This is a genomic window from Gordonia sp. NPDC003504 (assembly GCF_053587995.1).
This window is the reverse complement of record NZ_JBSFPC010000006.1, coordinates 261523-281303: the sequence shown is the minus strand read 5'-3', so window position 1 is coordinate 281303 and position 19781 is coordinate 261523. Positions and strand designations below refer to the sequence as shown.

Below are 19781 nucleotides of genomic sequence, written 5' to 3'. Positions count from 1 at the left end.
CGAGGTCCCCGGTGGTGGCCAGATAAAAGTCCCCACCCTGTGTCATCGCTGCCGCAGCTGAAGAACTGGGAATCGCTGTTCTGCATTACGACGCGGATGAGAAAGTCCCCACTGGTGGCCAGGTCGAGGTCCCCGGTGGTGGCCAGATAAAAGTCCCCACCCTGTGTCATCGCTGCCGCAGCTGAAGAACTGGGAATCGCTGTTCTGCATTACGACGCGGACTTCGACCTCATCGCCTCAGTCACCGGGCAATCTTGTCGGTGGATTGTGCCCGCAGGGAGCATCGAGTAGCACCCCGCCAGCCGTCTCACATTCTCGCTGCCGCGGCGGCAGCAATTCAGTCAGTAGATCCCTACGGACCAGCGACCGCCGTAGTACACCGGCGATGAAGTCCGAAAACTGTAGGCATCACACGTCAGGTAGGCGACGACCTTCTCCGCAGCCTGCTCGTGCTTCCATCCTTGTTCTCCCGTGACCCGAAGCGACTTTGCTTTCAGTGCACGCGCCTGCTGTTTCGTCCCTGTCAAAACGTCCTGCCACGGCTCCTTCGACACGTCTGCGCGAACGATGTAGATCGCATCCTGACCTGCCATCGGGCTCACTGCCACCGCGTGCTCGAGGAGCCCACACGTGACAACCAGGACGTGATAGTCCGCGAGCGCTCCGCTAAGAGTGTCACGCGGTTTCAGTGACGGGTCGGGCCGGACCAGTCGAAGCTGCAGACCCGCATTCTTCTTCATCTTCGCCCGAACCAGTTCGAGAATCCTCAATCTGTCATCGTCATAGGCCGCCGGCCGAGGGCGGCGAACCTGCAATTTGTCGTCAGTCTCGATTTCTTTGAATGCTGGCCGCGTGCCCGGCGGGAGGACCTGCCGATCTAGATATTCCTCAGGCGATTTGGGTGGACCGAGCTGTGTCGCGAGGCTTGCGAGGTCGTCGAACTCGCCGCATAGAATTTGGTCCGTATCGACCATCGCCAGCCATCGCCGGTCTTCAAACTGGCCGAGTTCACGTGCAACGTAACGATATGCTTCGCGAGCGTTGGCTGAAAGGGTCACACCTGAGTCCTTGTCCGACAATCGGGATACGCTGTCCGCAGCAGACTCGACGACCTCAATGGCATAGTCAACCCACGTGTCGTCGCAAGTCATGGCGATGACGACAAGCGAGTCGAGCAGGTCGTTCGCGTGATCCGGCTTCTGCAAATCAGTCAGATTGATCTGGGCGCCGAGTTCCGCAAGAACCACAGCAGGATTCGAGAGCGGACCGCGCCACCCGAAATCGTCGCGCAATGCATAGATCCTCGCGCACTCTCGCTTGACGGTGTGAGCAATGAGACGCAACTGCTCTCTCGCATCGCGCGGATACCGTACATTCTCCTCACCGTGGTCACGGACAAATCGCCATCCGAGGTAAGTGTTGGCCTGCTCAGGGCTGAAACGCCAGAGCTGCGCTGGTAACGATTCGGCTGCAGCGAAATTCGTGGGCACTGCCGTAAGCAGCCTTTTAACGTTGAACACTTTGGACCTCAGGAACAGATAGATCCGCCGAGCGGCCAGGATCAGTAGCGTCGTTGAGATAGTTCAGAGTCGCCGTCACCACCTCGAAGAGCGAGTCGGGCGTGACTCGACTGAGGTCGAACGTGAATTGCGCGGCAAGCCGACGTCCCCAGTCATTGTGGAAGCTGGGGTGGCGGCGGGGCCCCGGCCCGTCGCCTGCTGCATCGACCGCTTCGAGCCATTTCTGGATCGAAGCACCCGAATTCTGCGGTGACTTCAAGGGCTTCGTGCCTCGAACGGCCGCCGCAATCTCGGTTCCTACGGCACGTGCGAGGCTTGCGCGGAGGTCAGCCAAGGTGAGCGCCGGTGCTAGCTGAGTCGCGAGGTCATGCGCTCGTTTCCGGTCGTCAGCCAGATCCTCGCCGCGATCCACTTGAACTCCAACACGAAACAGCCACTTCGTGGTTGAAACACGCTTGTCCTGACAACGGAGATCGACACACAGAAACGCCCGATCTTGCCCGCTGGGATGAGGTTGAAATGCCGTCAGCATGGGTTGGCCGGCAGCAGTGGTTCCCGCGTAAGTCTCGTATCCCTCGTCCTGCAGCCTCTTTCGGACCTGCCGCAGCACGACTGGGACGACTGCCGAATCCATTCGCGCGAACGGGCCGGCCATTTGGGTCTGCCATTGCTGTAACACCGCCGCGATTGCCGAGCCGAACTCGCGTGCCGTGACATTGGGAGAACTGGCGAAACAGGCGAACGCATCGACCAAATCGATGTGTTCCCATCGTTCCCGCTGGACGGAGTTACTTCCTTCCAGGTCGACTATGTAGCAACGTGCGCCGTGCTCGTGGGCGAACTGTTGATACCGGTCGAGCTGGTCGCCATGCTCGTCAGCTGAGACCTTGAGCTCCAGAACTGCAATTGGTCCGTCGTTGCCGTCCAGCACGACGTCCATCCGACTGCTTCGCGTGTAGGGAACCTCGACACGGACATTGACGATCTTGCGATCGAGGTTGAGGAACGCCGTAATCGGGCTCGCGTCGAGCGATATGAGGTACCCGAGCAGCGAAGAAACATCAACTTCGCTACGCAGAACGCGTCCGAGCAAGTGGTTGGGATCCGACATCGCTGCGACCTCAGCTTTCAGTTGGTATTTGACTGCTCACCGTCATCCTTCGGCTTCGTGTCCCCGAGATCGACCTGGTAGACATAGCCTTCGGCGTGTTCGATGACATCGTTCGCTGTGTAGATCGCGAGCGACGGATCGGTGAGAGCCGATGTCACAATCGCCAGCTCCCAATACTTGTCCTCGCAAGCAGATCTGAGTTCGTTGCGCGTCAACAAGACCGAAGGAGTTTGGCCGGCAACACCTTTGACCTCCACCCGACGCAAACCCTCGATCCGGCTGGAACATGTGAGATCCCAGCCGAGCTTCTGACTTCCGACATCCTCGACGTTGTAGCCCAAGGCTTCGTAGTGGGCGATGGCCTCTGCGACCGCCGCCTCCTCAACGATCTTGTTTGTCACGGGATTGCCGTACCCCGCGCCAGCAGATCCGATCGTGATCGTTCCTCCTGCTTGCGCGTCCCGATCCGGCCACTCGGGCAGGAGATCCTGCAGCAGGGCAAGTTCGTGTTTCGATATCCATGACGGATTCGCCTGCTGCGGTGACCGAAAGACCTCCAGATCCTGGAGGTCAGGATGGTGCTCACGAACGTCTGACGCCAGGATCGGCTCGTCGAGCACTACGATGTCAGTCGGTACAAACCAGTCCACCGCGGCCTGGCGCTCTGGGTTCGCCCAGTAGTCACCGCTGGTGTCGACAACCGGGTATCGAGGCCCGACGGTCCACCCGAGACCCCAGATGCCACGCGGCGTCTTTCCAGTCTCGGGTCCGCTCACCCAGAGAATCGCGCGCTGGCCGTCACCGATCATCGCAGAGCGATAGTTTTCGACGACACTCCAGTTCTCGATCCAGTCGTTACCGTCGGCGATGTACTTATCGAGCTTCCAGACCTTTGGGTTGCACTTGAAAACCCATGCTCCCAAATTGTCTTCGGTGACGCGGCCCTCTGACGCTGCGGCCGCGGACAGGCCGATCAGGTCCCACCGGCCTGTCCACTCTGCGACCCGGAACTCTTCGATCTTGTGGTGGTTCTGCGTTCGCACGTTTCTGCTGGGATCTGCGGCAAGCCAGTCGTTGACTTGTCCTTGGATGTCGTCGCGCATCCACTTTGCGTCGACGATCCGGGCGTTACCGATTGGCTGGTGCACGTCGATCAATACCCAAGCGTCGATTCGTAAGTTGCGAGGTGCACCGTCGGTCTTCTGAGCCTGCCAATCGCCGCGCTGTTTGGTTTTGAGCTTAACCAGGTAACGACGGCCATCGGGAGCATTGACATCGACCAACGCCTCGAGGCCAGCTCGCCTAATCGCGGTCCCGCCTCGGCGTCGAACCTCGGTTTGAAACTGCTCGAGTCCGTCGCTTTGCACGCTCACATGTTGCCCCTTCTCGTCAGCTCTGCGGCCTCCCGTCACGAGTCGTTCGGCTCCTCGCAATCGGGATCTCCTGCAAGGAGTCCAACGGCTTTTAATGCACTCGCAAAGTCCCGCTTGTGCAAGGTGTGCCCGTTCTCGAGGCTCTTGAGAGTAACCTCGCCTCCGCTGGCCTTGTCGATATGGAAGATTGAGAGGTTTCGACAGATCGGACACTCTTGAGCCACCAGGAAGGGGCGCAACAGGTGCAGCCCCTGCCTGGAATCCCGAACATAGAGGCTCCCGGCTTCGATGGTCGGATCGGTCACCGTCATCTGCTCAACCCCAACGACGGAGTGATCGCCTGCGAGCCGGCGGAAGGAAATAGTTCCGCGGCCTTCCAACGAGTCCCATTGCGTAGCAGTCACTAACAGTAGTGGCAGGTCGATTAAGAAGCCCGCACCACTCAGCAACACTAAGAGATGAGACCGTGCGTCTTCACACCGAGCCGGCAAGTCAACCGAGTCTGCACGTCGATTGTGTGACTCGTCGTTCCGGCGCGCCGGCAACCATCGCACTGATGCGCGGACGCTCTTGTCGCGGCAGAAGTCTTGAAAGTCGCTGGTACCGAGGTGCCCTCCAAGCGACGTGAATTTCTTTCCACCGAGCTCGTCAACTACTGCCACCCAGTCACCCAACGCGGGACCTTGACCGGACTCGAACTTCTTCTTGATTGCATCGGCTGCAGAAAGCCGTAGCCCTGCGTCGTGGGCGACGGCCAGACCGATGCTCGCGACGTATGCCAGCAGCTGTTCTGCGGCATCCAACAACGACATATAGGCGTCACGGTCTACACCAGCCGATAGCTGTGACTCCGCTACCCGCCAACGCAACGAGACCGGATAAGGAAACTGGCTCCGAACCTGTCCCTCAATACTCTCGATGCTGTGGGCGGCCTCAATGCGCCATCGAATCAGTCGGCTATCGCGTAGCAGTCGCTGTCGCGCGACTTCGGCATCATCTTCGTCAAAGACGCTGTCCAGAAGCAACTCCGCCGCCTTTCTCCATGTCGCATACTGATCGCGCGCCCCTGCAACCTCTGCCAAAGCCTGCTCAAGCGATGCGTCAGGGACGGGCACCTTCATCTCAGAAATCGAGGACCGAGTCAGTCGAGCAACAGACCCCGGTGATGAACCCTCAAAGAGTTCAGTCGCGTGACGAGATCGCAAGTACCGCAATACGAAGTCCCGCTTGATCGCTGGAACAGAGCTCCTTGGTCGCAGCACCACGACTACGTCGCTGGCGACCAGCGGCAAATCTTCCTCACCCACCTCTGCCCAAACGAACCCGCCTACATTGCTCGCCAAGGGGTGGAGGGCACGGACGACGATGTCTCCCGCTTGCAGAGCCATTCGGTCCTCAGCCTCAGCCCACATCGATGCGTCAGCGTCGACTGGCGCAACCACGCCGTTTCGTTGAATGTCCCTGCCTGCGAGTACTCGGACAGCACCCGGTGTGTCCGACGACACGTGCTCGTGCGGTCTGATCGATTTCTGAAGCAAGGCGTCGAAGAGTTCTCCCAACTCGACAGTATCGCCGTACGCGGCCAGTTGCTCCCGTCTCGCACGCAACGCCGGGTCGTGATCTCCAAATCCCATGCGATCACCTGGTGTGGGCCGCTCTCGGAGAACGAAGCCGCCCTGGCGTGAGTGAACCGCCCTTCATTCTCAGCAGGCTTGCAAGATTCTCGATCGATTCGCCGAGTCCTTCCCGGGATTCTGCAGCAAAGAACCGGATCATCGTTTGCTGCGCAGGACCTGGCGGCCGTAGAGCCACAACGGTAGTGACGAACCGGCGATGAAACCTTCGATTCCACCTGTTACAAAAGCAACGAGGTCCGCATCCCATTGGCCAAAGAGATGCTCGCGAAGATCCCGCCGGTGCTCGGTCATCGCGCCTGCGGGCAATACTGACACCAGAAACTTGCTGGACGTCGTAGGCATGCAGCGAGACAGGACGTGGTCGTATCCCGCATAGCGCTCAGATTCTTCGCGGTGCCATTCCGGGAGGAGGACCACTGGCCTCGCTTTAAGCTCTGCATTGACGCGTTCGGCCAACTCGCCATTCGGCAGGATCACTGCTTCCCAGCCATCGGGCCAGCGAAGGTTCAGTGCCTCGGCAACCTCCTCCCCCATCAGCACGACCGGCGGTACCCCTCCATTGTGCGCGACGTATGTCTGAACGATCCGCTCAACGAACCCCGGCGAGGAGTCTGCAGCCGGCGCCCGCGCGGTTACCTCGTCGGTGCCTGAGTTCCGTCGCGCATGCGAACCCGGTTCTGCATTTTCGATCGCGGTCACGGCATATCTCCAAGCGATCGGTCTTCGACACCTGCGGACAGCAGGTCATCGCCCACATGACACATCAGCATTGGCTACTTCCTGGTTCATCGCTGTTGTCGGTTCGTCACTGTCTGCTCAGCGGATGCGGTCCTCGCACCGGCTGGATCGCCGAGCCGCTCACCGAGCGTCCGAGCGGCAAGACCAGGCGGCAATGCCGCGGAGAACTTCAAACCGGACAGCGCGTTCGCCGCGACATCGGGCTGTCGCCATTCAACGGCGTCAAGCCGTCGCCTGAGGTCGTCTCGGGTGATCCCCGGCAGCAATCGCAGCGATTGCTCGTCGACGCGTTGCCGCGGATCGACGAGACGAGGAAGCGAGGCCTGCAGGGTTCGGTTGGCGGCGGTACCGGCCCAGGTCCACCATCGCCCGGTTCCCTGGCTCGGCAATACAGCAACGAGCCCGTCCTCAACCACCAGCCCACGGAAGGTCTCTCGCAACTCGGCCAACCCGTCCTGCGCACGACGGGTGAGGGTCACACCTGCGGGGTCTGCTCCGAGGAGCACCGACCGCATCCCGCGGGCGATGTCGAATGACACTGTGCCACCGAGCCCAGACCATTTTGCGCGCCCACCGGAGTCGGCAGGTTCGACGAAGCAGCGGTGGCGCTTCCAGTCGACGTGGGTGACGGTCCACGACCTTCCACCAAGGAGCAGAACGCGCGGGGCTTGCACCTCCTCGACAAGCAAGTCCGTCCCGATGGTGCCGACTTCGTCGCGACCGGCGAGCACAGTGAACTCGGGTGGGGCACTGAAAACTGTCGTCAGGTCAGAGAAGTAGCGGCGGCCGAAGCGTCGTTCGGCTTCGGAGCCGATGTGGAGAAAGTCTCCGTCGCGTTCGAAGTAGCCTTCGGCAACAAGGAAGTTCATGATCTCGTCAGCGGAGTCGTCGAACACCGGGAGACTGCCCCACCAGTCGCGCCACGACGATCGGCCGACGCGGTGCTCTTGCAGGCATAGGGCCATCATCTGCTGGGCCGCGATGTGACGCGGCGACGGTGGCGGGGTGATGGGTTCGACCCAACCGCGCGCCCAGCATTCCAGCATGCCGAGGGCGAGCAATTCCTGGTCATGGTCGATGCAGAGGAAAAGGCAGTTGCGGACGGTGCCGGGCCGGCGCCCGGTGCGGCCGAGCCGCTGCAGGAACGACGCAACGGTGCGTGGTGACCCGATCTGGATGACGCGGTCGAGGTCACCGACGTCGATGCCGAGTTCGAGCGTGGAGGTGGCGACGATGACGGTGTCGCGGGCGTCGGCGAACGCTGCTTCGGACCGTCGGCGTTCAGCAGCTGACAGCGACGAGTGAGACAGGAAGGTGTTCACACCTCGATCCCGCAGAGCGGCGCCGAGTTCCTCGGCACGTCTGCGTGAGTCGACGAACACCAACCGCTTCTCGCCCCGGTGGAGTGAGGCGATCACGGTGGCCGCGTTCTGCAGCGACCCGACGTGATCGACGGTGATCTCCGGTGCCGGCGCGACCGCATCAGTCGGCGGGGACACCACGGTGTGGGTTCGGTCGGTGAATCCGCCCTGCAACCAGCCGAGCAGCTCGTCAGGGTTGCCGACAGTCGCCGAAAGCCCGATACGTTGCAGCGGCCGGCCGGCGATCCGGGAAAGCCGTTCGAGCACAGCGAGAAGGTGCCATCCGCGGTCGTCGCCGGCGAAGGCGTGGACCTCGTCGACGACGACCGTGCGGAGTCCGTCGAACAGCACGCGGGGGTCGACCTTGGTGGAAACGAGCATTGCTTCTAGCGACTCGGGTGTGGTGAGCAGGATGTCGGGGCGTTCGCGCAGAATCCGCTGTCGGGCGGCCTGTCCAACATCGCCGTGCCAGACGTCGGCGCTGCGTCCGATCCACTGAGCGTAGGTATGCAGGCGTGGTTGCAGGTTGTTCAGCAACGCGCGCAGCGGGCACACATACAGCACCGACACCCCCTGCCAGCCGTGTTCCGCCATCGCGGACAGCAAAGGGAAAGCAGCCGCTTCGGTCTTGCCGCCGGCAGTGGGGGCTAATACGAGAGCGTCATCTCCGGCGAGGATCGGTTCGACGGCGGCGGCCTGGGTGGGACGTAACCCGTTCCAGCGCAACGTGTTCGCCAGGTGGTACTGCACTCCGGGGTGCAGTTGGTCGAACGGGTCGGTCGTCATCAGACGTCGAGGTCGATGTCGTCGGCCGAGAGTGCTTCACGCTCCGCATCAGAGAGTTCGGTGTCGCTGATCGCGATATCGTAGTCGGTATACGGGTCGAAGTCGGGGTGTAGTTCGATCACGTCGAGCAGGTCGACGAGTTTGCGTAGAAACAGTCGGGGCGCGATCCCCACCTTGCCTCCCAGTCCGCCTGCCACGGCTTCGGCGAAGCGCCGCAGGAACACATCGTCGGCGGTGGCGCGAACGCGGTCGGCCGACTCGATTCCGCTGCAAAATAGTTCGCGTACGCGCCCACCGAGTTCCACTAGCCGGTCGACGTCGAACCCGGTCAGCCGTAGTTGCGGGGCGCGCGGGTTGTCGAAGCGGGGATCGCGGGAGAAGTCGGTGTGCAACCGGTCGGCGAGCGGCGGCAGCAACTGGATGCCCTGCCTGCCTTCGAAGAACGCGGGGGTGCCGGTGATGAGCAGGTACAGCCCGGGGAAGTGTCCGTCGTGCACCTCGTCGACCAACTGCCGCAACGCGTTCAGCGCTTTGGCGCGGGCGTCGGATCGGATGCGCTGCAGGGTTTCCACCTCGTCGAGGACCAGTAGTAGTCCGGCGTTGCCGGCGTCGGCGAGGACCGCCAGCAACCCGCGGAGGAAGCCGAGCGCGAGGTAGTGGTCGAGGTCGCCCTTGATGCCGGCGCGACGTTTGATGGCGGCGGCGACGTGGGGTTGACCGCCGAGCCAGGCGATGAGGGCGTCGGCGACGTCGTTGTCACCGTCGGCGATCATGCGTCGATAGGCGCGGATGGCCATCGGGAAGACCGGGGCGCTGGTGGCGACGGCGGCGAGGCGGCGTTCCAGGAGATCGTCGACATCGACGCCCTGGGTGGTTGCGTCGTCGTCGATGGTGAACAGCCAGGCGTCGAGGATGGGGCGCAACGCCGACGGTGGGATCGACGCGGTGTGCAGGGATTCGATGCTGCGCCGGTAGACGGTTTCGAGTTTGTGCAGGGGCGTGTCGATCTCGTTGATCTGCACCTCGGCGACGGCGAAGCCCCGCTTCATCGCCCGGTCGCCGAGCCAGCGGGCGAAGAACGTCTTACCCGAACCGTAGTCGCCGCGAACCGCTTTGAACATGGCACCCCCGGCAGCGACCACGTCTAGTTCGGCATCGAGCTCGGTGTCGAATCGACCCAACCCGACGGCGAGTTGGTCGAGCCCGTTCGCCGGGACGGTTCCGCGGCGCAGCGCGTCGAGAATCTCCCGGCGACGACGAGGCGACACGGTGGTCATGGTGCGACCCCGAATTGTTCGCGCAGCATGTGCTCGTCGAGACGGACGACGGGACCGTCGAGGGCGAGGACCTCGTAGCCTTCGACGTCGAGGACGCGTTTGATCTGCAGCAGGGCGCCGGTGACCCGATTCTCGGCAACGCCGAGGGTTGCAGCGGTCTGGGTGAGGGTCAGTTCGTGTGCCGGCGCCCGCAGGAGCGCATCGACCAGCGCGGCGACCTGGTCGGTCGACACCACGATGCGACCGGCCAGTCGCCACTGTGAGCTGAACACCGTGGTGTCGAGAACCTGTTGTGCCACCGCCATTCCCGATTCCGGCGCGCTCGGCTCGTCGTCGACGTCGTCGAACAGGGTGGGTGCGGCGGACGTCGCTTTCGCCGTTGCAGGCGGCTGAGCCGGAGTCTGTGTGGGTGTCGTGGTCGCCGGGGTGTGCCACCAGTCAGGTTCGACGGCACCGATGGCCTGCAGGGTCGGCGGGAGGCCACCGGTGTAGAGGGCGAGCACGGGCACCACGACTTCGGCGGGGCTCCCACCGCCGTGGTATCCGGCGTTGATTGGTCCGTACCGGATGGTGTCGTCGACGGCGAGGACGGCCGCGGAGTTGTCGGTGAGCACGCGCGGTCCGCGGATGAGGACTTCACCGTCACCCACGTGATCGAGTTGGCCGTGGGCCCGCTGCCCGTACAGGTTCGTGCGGGTGACTTTCACCGAGGTGCGACGTTCGATGATGTGGCCGTGGTCGGAGGTGAGGACGACCGCCCGGCCGGCGCGTTGGGCGGCACGTAACAGCGCGCGGAGGTGGGTGATGGTGCTCAGAGTCCAGTCGGTGCCGCCGGGGTCGGTGTGGTGCAGGGTGTCGTCGACGTAGTTGAGGACGGCGGCCACCAGCGGGCGGCCGGCGGGGTCGGCGATCGCGTCGGCGACATCGGTGGCCAGATCGGCTCCGGCGGGAACGGTATCGAGGGCTTTCTTGTGGAAGATCGGATCGACCCGTCCAGGTGCGGCCTGCAGTCCGGCGTCCCGCAGCGCCTCCAGGAAGCCGGCGCATTCGGCGGTGTCGGTACCCGCGCGCAGTTCCCCGGACAGCAGCGAGCATCGACTGCGTCCGGTCAGTGTTGGCAGGACCGCCAACGCACCGGTCCGCCGGAGGGACTGCCCGACGCCCGCTTCGCTCCAACCGGAATGCAGTGCCGCGTCGATCACCGTGATCGCTGCCGCCACGGACAACGCGTCCACGACGACGAACAGTGTCGGGGTCTGCTTGGCCAGCGGCACGACAACCTCGGCAAGGACATCCTCGACCACCAACCCGGAGGGATGTTCGGTATCGGCCAGGGCGGCGGCGAAGCGGCGGTCACCGACGCGACGGGTGGCTGATGCCCGCTCGATCACCCGTGACACCGCGCCGACCAACCCGCGGTGGTCGACGCCGCGGTGGGCGGTCACCAACGCGGCATCCACCCAGGCGCCGCTCTGCACATAGCGATCGGTCAACTGCTGGAGGTCACCGGTTGCGTTGTCGGCCTTGGCAAGCCACCGCAGCGCCCGGACAGTGGCCTCCGCTCCGGCCAGCGAGGCATCGTCCTCGGCCAGCAGGTGACGCTTGACGTGTTGCCACGCTTCTTCCACCGCCGCAACGGCGTCGGTGCTCGGGGCGACACCGGCGTCGTCGGGCAGGGCGCGAACCATGGCATCCGCGAGGGCGTCGAATCGCGCGGTCAGGCCATGCGGAAGAAGTTCGGAGGTGCGGGCCAGATCGCTGATTCCGAGTGCGTCGACATGTGCGGCCGCGGCCTGCAACACCTGATGGCGCCGGGCGACGTCGAGTTGACCGACCGCCAGGCCGGAGGTGTCCTGTGCCCACGCGGTGAGGTCGGTCGCGTCGAGACCGGTCACCCCGAACCTGCCGAGGAAAAGCCCCTGGGCGCGTTGGGTATCTGCGCCGCCGGCGGCGACAAGACCGGCGACCAGACCCAGCGGGACGAGATCGTGGATCCGTTCGGATGCGAGGAGCGCGGCCACGACCGTGGCCAGGCGCCCGGCGCATTCGGCGAGCCAGGTCGTGACGGCCCCCATCACCTGCGGTCCGCCGACATTCTGTAGTCGTGTCATGTCGTCGGCGACGTCGTGGCGCAGACTCCACTCCAGGATCGCCAGTCCGTCGATCTCCACGTGCGGATCGTCGGTCACCCGCAGCGCACCGCGCGCCAACGCCGACATCGCATGCGCGCGGGTGAGCACCCCGCCCGGCGCGGGTGTCACCGCTGTCGTCGGAATGGCGGCAAGCAACCCGACGGCGAGTGCGCGGTCGTCGGCGACCCGATACAGCGCCGGTTCAATGGTGTTGGCCGAGAACATCGATCGCAATGCCGCCCACGGATCGGGGGTCAACAGCCGATTGTCGATGAGGTGGGCGAGCACCCCGTCGCCGAGGTCCTTCTCGTCGAGGGGTGTCAGGATCACCAGCCATTGGCCGGCCTTGCGGGACTCGATCGCCTCCCATACAGCCAGCGTCGACGGACATGCCGCCACCGTGACCGGCACCCCGTCGTGGTTGAACGTTCCGTCGCGCCACGAAGCGGAGGCACGCAACCCGAGAACACCACTGCGGTAGCGCTTGTCGACGGCCTGCGCCAACCGGGCGGCGATGATCGGTCGTGTCGCGGTCAGTGCCGTCACTCGATCCACCACTGCACTCGGAGTCGGGAACCCTTCGGCGGCAACGCGAGTCGCAGGTCGTCGAGGAGCGCCGTGAGGTCGGAGTCGCTGCGCACCTCGGCGGTGTGAGTGCCACCGGGTGTGCCGCGTCGCTTGGTGCTCGGCTCGTCGTCGGACTCCCCGCCGTCGTCATCGTCGTGGTCATCGCCGTCGTCGTCGCCGGTGATCGGGCCTTGCACCACCCAGTCGACGACGCTGCTCTCGACCTTGCCGAGTTCGTCGGTGAGGGATCGGCCGGGCGTGACGATCAGTTCCTCGAGGCGTCGGAGGATGGCACGCGCGCTGTCGCCGCGGTCACCGCTCATCGTTTTGCCGGCGAGAACCGTGTCGAGGAGCCGCCATTGGAATCGTCGCAACGTGATCGCGTCACGGCCCGCGTCGGCCCGGAGTTGTCCCGCGGTCTGTGGCGCCACCAGCAGATTCAGAGTGCCGAGAGTTGTGATAAGTGCGACGTTCCCGCCGGTCGCCGCCAACGTATCGAGCGCGTCGGTCAGTTCACGGACGGCAGCCAACCGGTCGGTGTCATTGACGTCGAGGGCCAGCCTGTCGTGGGCGGCATCGAGTTGGGTGACGAGGTTCTGCAGGTCGGTGCGGTTCTCGGCCGACACCGTGCGGACGGTCTGCGCGAACTCGGCGACGTTGGCGCCGGTGAGGAAGGTGCGCGGCATGGTGTAGCCGAACAGCTGGCTGGCATGCAGTCGTGCCTTCTCCCAGGCGGATTCGTCGGGGAGTTCTTCGGCGCGCAGTTCGATGCTCTCCCGCAGCGATCCGAGCTTGAGGTTGCCGACAGGTAAGCCGGCTTCGAACCACGCACGTTTACGGAGAACGGCCCAGGCCGCGATGATGAGGTCGCGGGCTGCGGGCCGCAGACCCCAGGCCGGGACGCGGGTGTCGATGCATCGTTGCAGCGCGCCGACGGTGACGGGGGTGGATTCGGCTGCGGCGCGGTCGAGTTCACCCGCCCAGAAGGCGAAGGTGTCGTCGCCGAACAGATAGTGGTCTTCGGTGGCCTTCCCGACGCGGAGCGGTCCGGCGATGCGCTGCACGGCTTTTCGTTCTACACCGGGAAGTGTCGGGACGCGGCCGGTGCTGTCGGTGGCGGCCTTCTCCACGTAGTCGCGGACGATCTCGTACTGACGGACGGTGACTTCGTCGTCGGGGTGGGGGTACTGCGGGTGTGCAGGATAGACCGCGGTGAACGCCTGGTCGATCACCTTGTCGAACGCGTCCTGCAGCGACACCGCGGCCGGAAGCTTCGGGCTGAAATCCTTGCTGAGCGAGATGAGGACCTCGGTGTGGGCGGGGTCGTCGACGAACAGTTTCGGGTCGGGTGCCTCGATGCCGTACGCCTGTCGCAGCAGTAGATCGAAGGAGGTGCGAATACCGCGGTGCAGGTTCTCCAGGATGCCGCGGGCCTGGGCACGATCCGACGCCGACAGGTGATCGGAATTTTCCTGCCACCGATCACCGCTACCGGTGAACAACCAATCCAGCTTCACCAGCATGGCGAGATCGTCGAGTGCCTTGGCGGAGAAGAACGTCGGCAGCCACGCGATGGTGTGCCGATCGCCGTTGGCCAGCAGTCGGTCGATGCGGGCGACGTCATCGGCGGCCGAGAAGTTCTGCTCGTCGAAGGGATAGTCGACGATGAGTTTCCAGGTGCCGGGCCGGTTGTCGAAGTTCTGCTCCGGAATCGACCCGGCGTCGCGGACGTTGCCGAACACCACGTCGACCTCGCGTCGTGAGCCACGCCAGGTGATGGTGCGGGTGGCGGCGCCGGCAAGATCATCCTGATTGGTCCCGACGCCGAGCGCCTCGTGCACCAGTTTCCGGATCAGTACTCGGCGGCGCCCTGAATTGTCTTCGGCACGAATCCTTTCGAGCACCGACTGGTAGTCGACGTCGGACAGTTGCACCCGGATGATCGGGTTGGTGCCGTCGGAGACGGTGATCTCGGGGACGTCCTTGGCCCAGTCGCGCACCACCCCGAGAACCACACGCGCTTCGCCGCCCCGCAGTCGCGACCGGATCGATCCGTGGTTGAGGGCGGCCAGCCGTGCGGCGGTGATGTCCTGCAGCGCCGGGACTTTCGGTGCGATCGCAGATAGCAGCAACGTCTTCGCGATGCGTTCGTGCGCACGGAATCCTTGCGGCACAGCGCCGGGGTCGTCGGCGAGTTGCTCGTCGGTGACCTCGTGGGCGCGCATCAGCAGCGGCAACAGCTTGGTGTGGTAGAGCTCCGATGCCGCGGTGAACATGGTTCCGGCGTGCGCATCGATCGGGGTGTTGCCCTCCACGATGTAGTCGAAGGCGTCTCCGACCGGGATGAGGTCGGCGGTGGTGAGAATGTCACGTCGATCGACCAGCATGCGCTGCATCACCTTCAACGCGGTGCGTTCACGCTGCATCACCGACGACAGATTGCGCAGGGTGGCCACGAGGGCCGGCGAGAACGGATAGGTGAGCCGGAATTCTCGCTCCGAGGCACCGCCGTGATCGTCGGAGGTATTCATGGAGTCCCGCAACACATCCCACACCTCGGGGGTGCGGGTGACCCCGCGGAATGCGTCGTTGAGGACGGCTGCCGCAGCATCGTCCTTCGGTTTGAGGAGCCGGGCGTGGGCGACTTCGGCGAGGTTGTCGTCGCCGAGTTTGATCTCGCGGAACCGTTCCTTCTGGTAGTGGAAGGCACGGTCGAGTGCTTCTTGCTCCGCGCCGGAGGCCCCGGCGTCGGCGAACCACTTACGCAGGTCCATCTGCCGCGACACGAACGACACCAACGGGATGGGGCGCACGCTCCCCGACGACTCCACCAGCTTGGTGAGTTTCTGCGATTCGCGGGCGAAGAATTCGCTGTCGATGACGGAGAACGCCAGCCACAGCACAAGCTCGTCAAGGAACAGAACCACGGCGTCGTAACCGAGGCTCTTGGCGTGGTCGGTGATGGCTATCAGTCCGCGATCGAGGTCCACGTAGTCGGCCTGCTCGACGAACGACCCGAAGTAGCTGCGTACCAGCGCCGACACCAGCGTCGTACGTTTCGGGTCCTCGGGCGGCGCGGCGACGGCTGCCAGGTAGGACTCGAGATCCCAACTGTCACTGCCGAGGACGGCATCCCACGCATCATCGGAGACTTCTGCGCCGGCACCTCCGGCTAGCCCGGCGAGGAATTTCACGTCACCGATCCGCTTACGCAGATTCTCCGCATCCCCGATGAGGGTGTCGGTGACGTGCACGGCCGGCAACGGGGCATCTGGCTGGAGGCGCGCGATCTGCTGGAGATAGCCCCGGAAGATGGCCTGTTCCAGGCTCTTTGCGCCCAGCAGGTGGTAGGTCAGTCGCAGCACGTTCTTGCCACCGAGGGACTCGTCGTAGTGACCGGTGAGCGGGGTGTACTGGGCGGTGCGCGCGGCCGGGTGGTTGCCGAGCAGCGCGTACAGCACCGCCATGAAGTGTGACTTACCGGAACCGAACGATCCCGTCAGGAATGCGGCACGGGAGGTGTGATTGTCGATGGCGTTGGCCACCAAGTCCATTGCGGCCACGAAGTTGTCGCTGAGCGATTCGGTGAGTACGTACTCCGACAACGTTTGCCGGATGTGTGCGTCGTCGTCGGTGCTGTCGGTCAGGCGCAGCACATAGTCGTCGGCGCCGGTCCGCTCGGGGATGTCGATGACATCGCGCAGCAAGGTGCTCATGAGTTGGCCTCCGACTTCTTGCGTGTCCGTCGTCCTCGTGTCGGTGCCGGTGGCCGCCAGGCGGCAAGGTCATCCGGGCCGACTCCCAGGTCGGCACTGTGAGCACGGAGAACCTCGTCGATGGTGTCGGCGACGGATTCACCGAACTCCGGATCTATTTCGCCGTGCCACTGCCGCACCCACGGCAGCAGTTCGGCCAGGCCCGCCAGCATCGGAATCAGCTTGTCGCGGCTGGTCTGATCCCACCCGTCGACGGTGACGCGCTCGTCGATCACGCCGGCGAGGGCCAGTGCTTGCTCAGCGTGATCCCATCCGGCCCAGCCTAGCAGCATCGTCGGATCGGAGTCGCGACCGGCGTCCGGGTAGGAGATGAATCGTTCCTTGGGCACATCGAGTTTCCCTCGCCGCGCCCAGTACGAGTTCTTCACGAAGTCGGCGGGCTTGTACTTGGGTGGCACCGGGATCGGCGCGTCGAGAGTCTCACCGGCGTCTTCGCGACGTTGCAACTCCCAGGTATGTTCCCACGCTTCACGTTTGGTGATCCCGGCAGGTTTGTAGCGCAGCGCCGCCAGATACGGCACGCCCTCCTCGTCGAGGAGTTTGCCCAGCGCCGTCCCGGTCGACACATCGGGATTGCCGGCCCACAACCTCAGCACGCGGCGGAAATCTTCGTCACGATCCAGTCGGTCGGCCAGTTGCGCAACGCTGCGCGGGGTCGGATGTCCGTCCTCGAACCACAGATCGCGGTCCTCCACCCTATCGAGCAGCCAATCCCGCAACGCCTCGGTGACACGCTTGTCCCACGGCTCGATTGCCCAGCGGCGCTTGTACTCTGGCTTCTCCAATAGGCGGATGCTCGGGTTCGACTCGATCACATCGAGGCGACGCTGGACCAACTCGCGGTACTCGGCGGGCAGGTGGGTGGGGATCTCCGTCGTCGGCGCAAAGAGGTGGTTATGGTGCACAAACCACGATGTGTCGTTACCTTGCTCAATTGACCGCGCGAGGTCGATCGCAAAGCTCCGTTCCTCCGATAGCAGCCCCGGCAGGTCGCCGGGGTACGTCAGATCCTCGTCGATCAGCCCGAATAACCGATAGCACTCCCAGTCGAGTTCCTCCTGGCTCGACACCATCATTGATCGAGTTCGCTTCCAATCAGAATGGGCCTGCGCCAGTACCTCACGGGAGGGAATGCTGGTCTCCACAATCTTTGATGGCGAGCACTCCGCTTGCTGCCGGGCAAGCGTGTCTAACTCTCTTGCGCGTATGAGTGGGAACGACGCCGGCAACGGATGATTCTTCACCGACGTGCCATTGAACTGGTATCGATGCTCCCACGGCTCATCAGCGCCAGCCTGTTCTGCACCCGGGCGCCCCTTGTTGAAACAGTTTTCCTTCAGCCAAAAGCACGCCACGGAACTATTCAACACCCCTGATAGGCGCAGATGATCGTCTTCGCTTGCCGCGTGTGGCAACTTGATCACCGGCGCGGTCTGCTTGAACACCTTCCCGCCGCGATCAAGGACGAAATGGTTGTGGGTCGTGACTTCAGCAAAAGTAATCGACATGGGCGTGCGAAGCTTCGATGAGTAGCTTTCCAGATGAACCCACCATGGCAAACCGCGTTCGAGCAGAGACTTCTGAAAGACAGTTCTCCCTTGAAGAATTAGTCTTAGAGGCCATAGATAAGCCACAACTGGCGAGTTCTGCGACACTGGGTGCTCATTTGCGTCATCGGTGTAAGGATTTATCGTGACTGTCGACGGCTCGATCTCGTAGTCGCGCACGTCCTCGCCAAGCACAAACTGCTTTAGTGGCAAGACACCCGCAAATCTCTTTGAGGGTTGCGCGCCGAAAATCCAAGCATCGTCCTCGCCAACGACAGTCGTTCGCCCGATGCTGACGCAATGTTCGCCTAGCGATGTCGAGGAGTTCGACTCAATCACTTTTATAGTCTCAATCGCGCCGCCACCGGACAGACTCCAAGGGTGCGACGACAGGCTCCTTCGCGGTACGTCGGCAACACTGATCCAACCGTTCTCGAACCCAGGTTCGTCGACATGGTCGGTAATCGCGGACCACACAATGCCTTTGGCAGGGTTCGTAGGCCTTCCAGGCTCGCCACGAGCACCGAGTATCGCGCGGATGCTTTCCCCAACTGGCGAGCGATTTCGCCCTACGAGGATCACCGTCGGTGTTCCGTGACCGGGGATATAGGCACCGGAGGTGTCGATAACGCGACGAAGATCCTTCGTCACCAAGAATTCCTCGATCAGCTTCGACCCAAACTCCCGCTTCATGAACGAGTTCGAGGTGATCTGCCCGACCCATCCGGGCGTTCCATTCGCTCCCCCCTTGGCAAGATCGAAGAACAGCTCCATGAACGGGACGGTCAGTGCATACTGCCGATGGCACGTCGAATACAACTGGCGGTACGTTTTGTTGAGTGCCCTGTCCTTGACCGTGATGTACGGCGGATTACCCACCACCACATCGTGTTCCCGCTGCAAAATTGCTCGCAACGCCGATGCGTCCTCTATGGAGAGAGCCACATCCAAGGCATCGTCGGTGACCAACTGCCGCGCACCCCACAGCAACGAGTCGCCGGCAGCGAGATTGAGCGTGATGCCGACTGCCTTCTCAATCGACTTGTCTCCGCTGGCCGCCAACGCCTCGACCAGTAGTCGGAAGCGCGCGATCGCCACCGCAAACGGATTGACGTCCACGCCATACACAGAACTCAAGGCTTTCTCGACCAAAGCACGATCACCGAGCGCAGGCGCTGCACGCTGCCAGCGTTCCAACAGGCGATCGAATGCGCCGAGGAGGAAGTGTCCTGAGCCGCAAGTCGGGTCGATAACGGTGAAGCCTTCGAGGGGACGCTCGTCGAGTGCAGGCTCAAGAGTTTGGTCGAGGATGAATTCCTCAACGAACTCCGGGGTTTGCAGGAGCGCGTAGGTCTTCTTCGCCCACTCGGAAAGGTCCTGATAAACATCGCCGAGGAAGCGAGTGTCCACACCAACGAAACTCCATCGAGGTTCGCCGGAAACGTCTTTGTCCCACCAGAATTCGAGGAGATCCCGCGCGGCGTCACCCGATGGCGCCACCTGGTGCAGCGGCGAATAGTCGTCGACCAGCCCCTTGGTTGCATCGTGTTTCGCGAAATGATCGATGATCGTCTCGAGCCATTCGCGGTCGGTGTGTTCGGGATGTTCGGCGAAGTAGGCGCGCCGGGCGTCGAGTGCCTCCTGGCGGATGTCGGCATCGGGTCCGCCGATCCATGCGGTCGAGACCAGTGCGTTGTCTTCGCAGTAGCGGGCGAATACGGTCAGCAGCAACCAGCCGACCGCGGCCTGTGTTACCCGTTCGTCGCGCCACGCCTGCCACGATGCCGCAGTTCGTTGCGCGGCAAGGGCGTCGTAGTGTTCGACTTTCCACAGTGCTGCTACTTCTGGCTGGCGGGCATCGGTATCGGCGCCGTCGACGCGTGCCCGGAGGTCGTCCTCCATCAGCGCCAGCTGTTTACGCAGCGCCTTCACCAGTTCCGCTGGATCGAATGCCAC

At 63.4% G+C, this 19781-nt stretch carries 10 protein-coding genes; all 10 read right to left on the bottom strand.

Annotated features, from left to right (window positions below):
* Positions 1-341: 341 nt before the first annotated feature.
* The 10 genes from ACWDPV_RS14080 to pglX all read right to left on the bottom strand — a co-directional run bounded on the left by ACWDPV_RS14080 (position 342) and on the right by pglX (position 19781).
* Positions 342-1490, bottom strand: a complete 1149-nt coding sequence (locus ACWDPV_RS14080) for a hypothetical protein (protein WP_449743471.1) — start codon at positions 1488-1490, stop codon at positions 342-344.
* A gap of 16 nt (positions 1491-1506) precedes the next feature.
* Positions 1507-2631, bottom strand: a complete 1125-nt coding sequence (locus tag ACWDPV_RS14075) for a PD-(D/E)XK nuclease family protein (protein WP_449743470.1) — start codon at positions 2629-2631, stop codon at positions 1507-1509.
* Positions 2632-2648: 17 nt separating this feature from the next.
* Positions 2649-4043, bottom strand: coding sequence for a protein NO VEIN domain-containing protein (locus ACWDPV_RS14070; protein WP_449743469.1), 1395 nt, complete (start codon positions 4041-4043; stop codon positions 2649-2651).
* Positions 4040-5638, bottom strand: coding sequence for a hypothetical protein (locus tag ACWDPV_RS14065; protein WP_449743468.1), 1599 nt, complete (start codon positions 5636-5638; stop codon positions 4040-4042). The genes ACWDPV_RS14070 and ACWDPV_RS14065 overlap by 4 nt, the downstream gene beginning before the upstream one ends.
* Positions 5639-5776: 138 nt before the next feature.
* A complete protein-coding gene (locus tag ACWDPV_RS14060) occupies positions 5777-6340 on the bottom strand; it encodes a hypothetical protein (protein WP_449743467.1) in 564 nt (187 codons plus the stop codon).
* An 86-nt stretch (positions 6341-6426) separates the two neighbouring features.
* Positions 6427-8526, bottom strand: coding sequence for a DEAD/DEAH box helicase (locus ACWDPV_RS14055; RefSeq protein WP_449743466.1), 2100 nt, complete (start codon positions 8524-8526; stop codon positions 6427-6429).
* A complete protein-coding gene (gene brxD / locus ACWDPV_RS14050) occupies positions 8526-9803 on the bottom strand; it encodes a BREX system ATP-binding protein BrxD (protein ID WP_449743465.1) in 1278 nt (425 codons plus the stop codon). Before brxD ends, ACWDPV_RS14055 begins: the two co-directional genes overlap by 1 nt.
* Positions 9800-12481, bottom strand: coding sequence for a BREX-2 system phosphatase PglZ (gene pglZ, locus ACWDPV_RS14045; protein WP_449743464.1), 2682 nt, complete (start codon positions 12479-12481; stop codon positions 9800-9802). Before pglZ ends, brxD begins: the two co-directional genes overlap by 4 nt.
* A complete protein-coding gene (locus ACWDPV_RS14040) occupies positions 12478-16218 on the bottom strand; it encodes a DUF6079 family protein (RefSeq protein ID WP_449743463.1) in 3741 nt (1246 codons plus the stop codon). The genes pglZ and ACWDPV_RS14040 overlap by 4 nt, the downstream gene beginning before the upstream one ends.
* Positions 16215-19781 (bottom strand): BREX-2 system adenine-specific DNA-methyltransferase PglX, encoded by a 3567-nt coding sequence (gene pglX / locus ACWDPV_RS14035; RefSeq protein WP_449743462.1) that lies wholly within the window; start codon positions 19779-19781, stop codon positions 16215-16217. The genes ACWDPV_RS14040 and pglX overlap by 4 nt, the downstream gene beginning before the upstream one ends.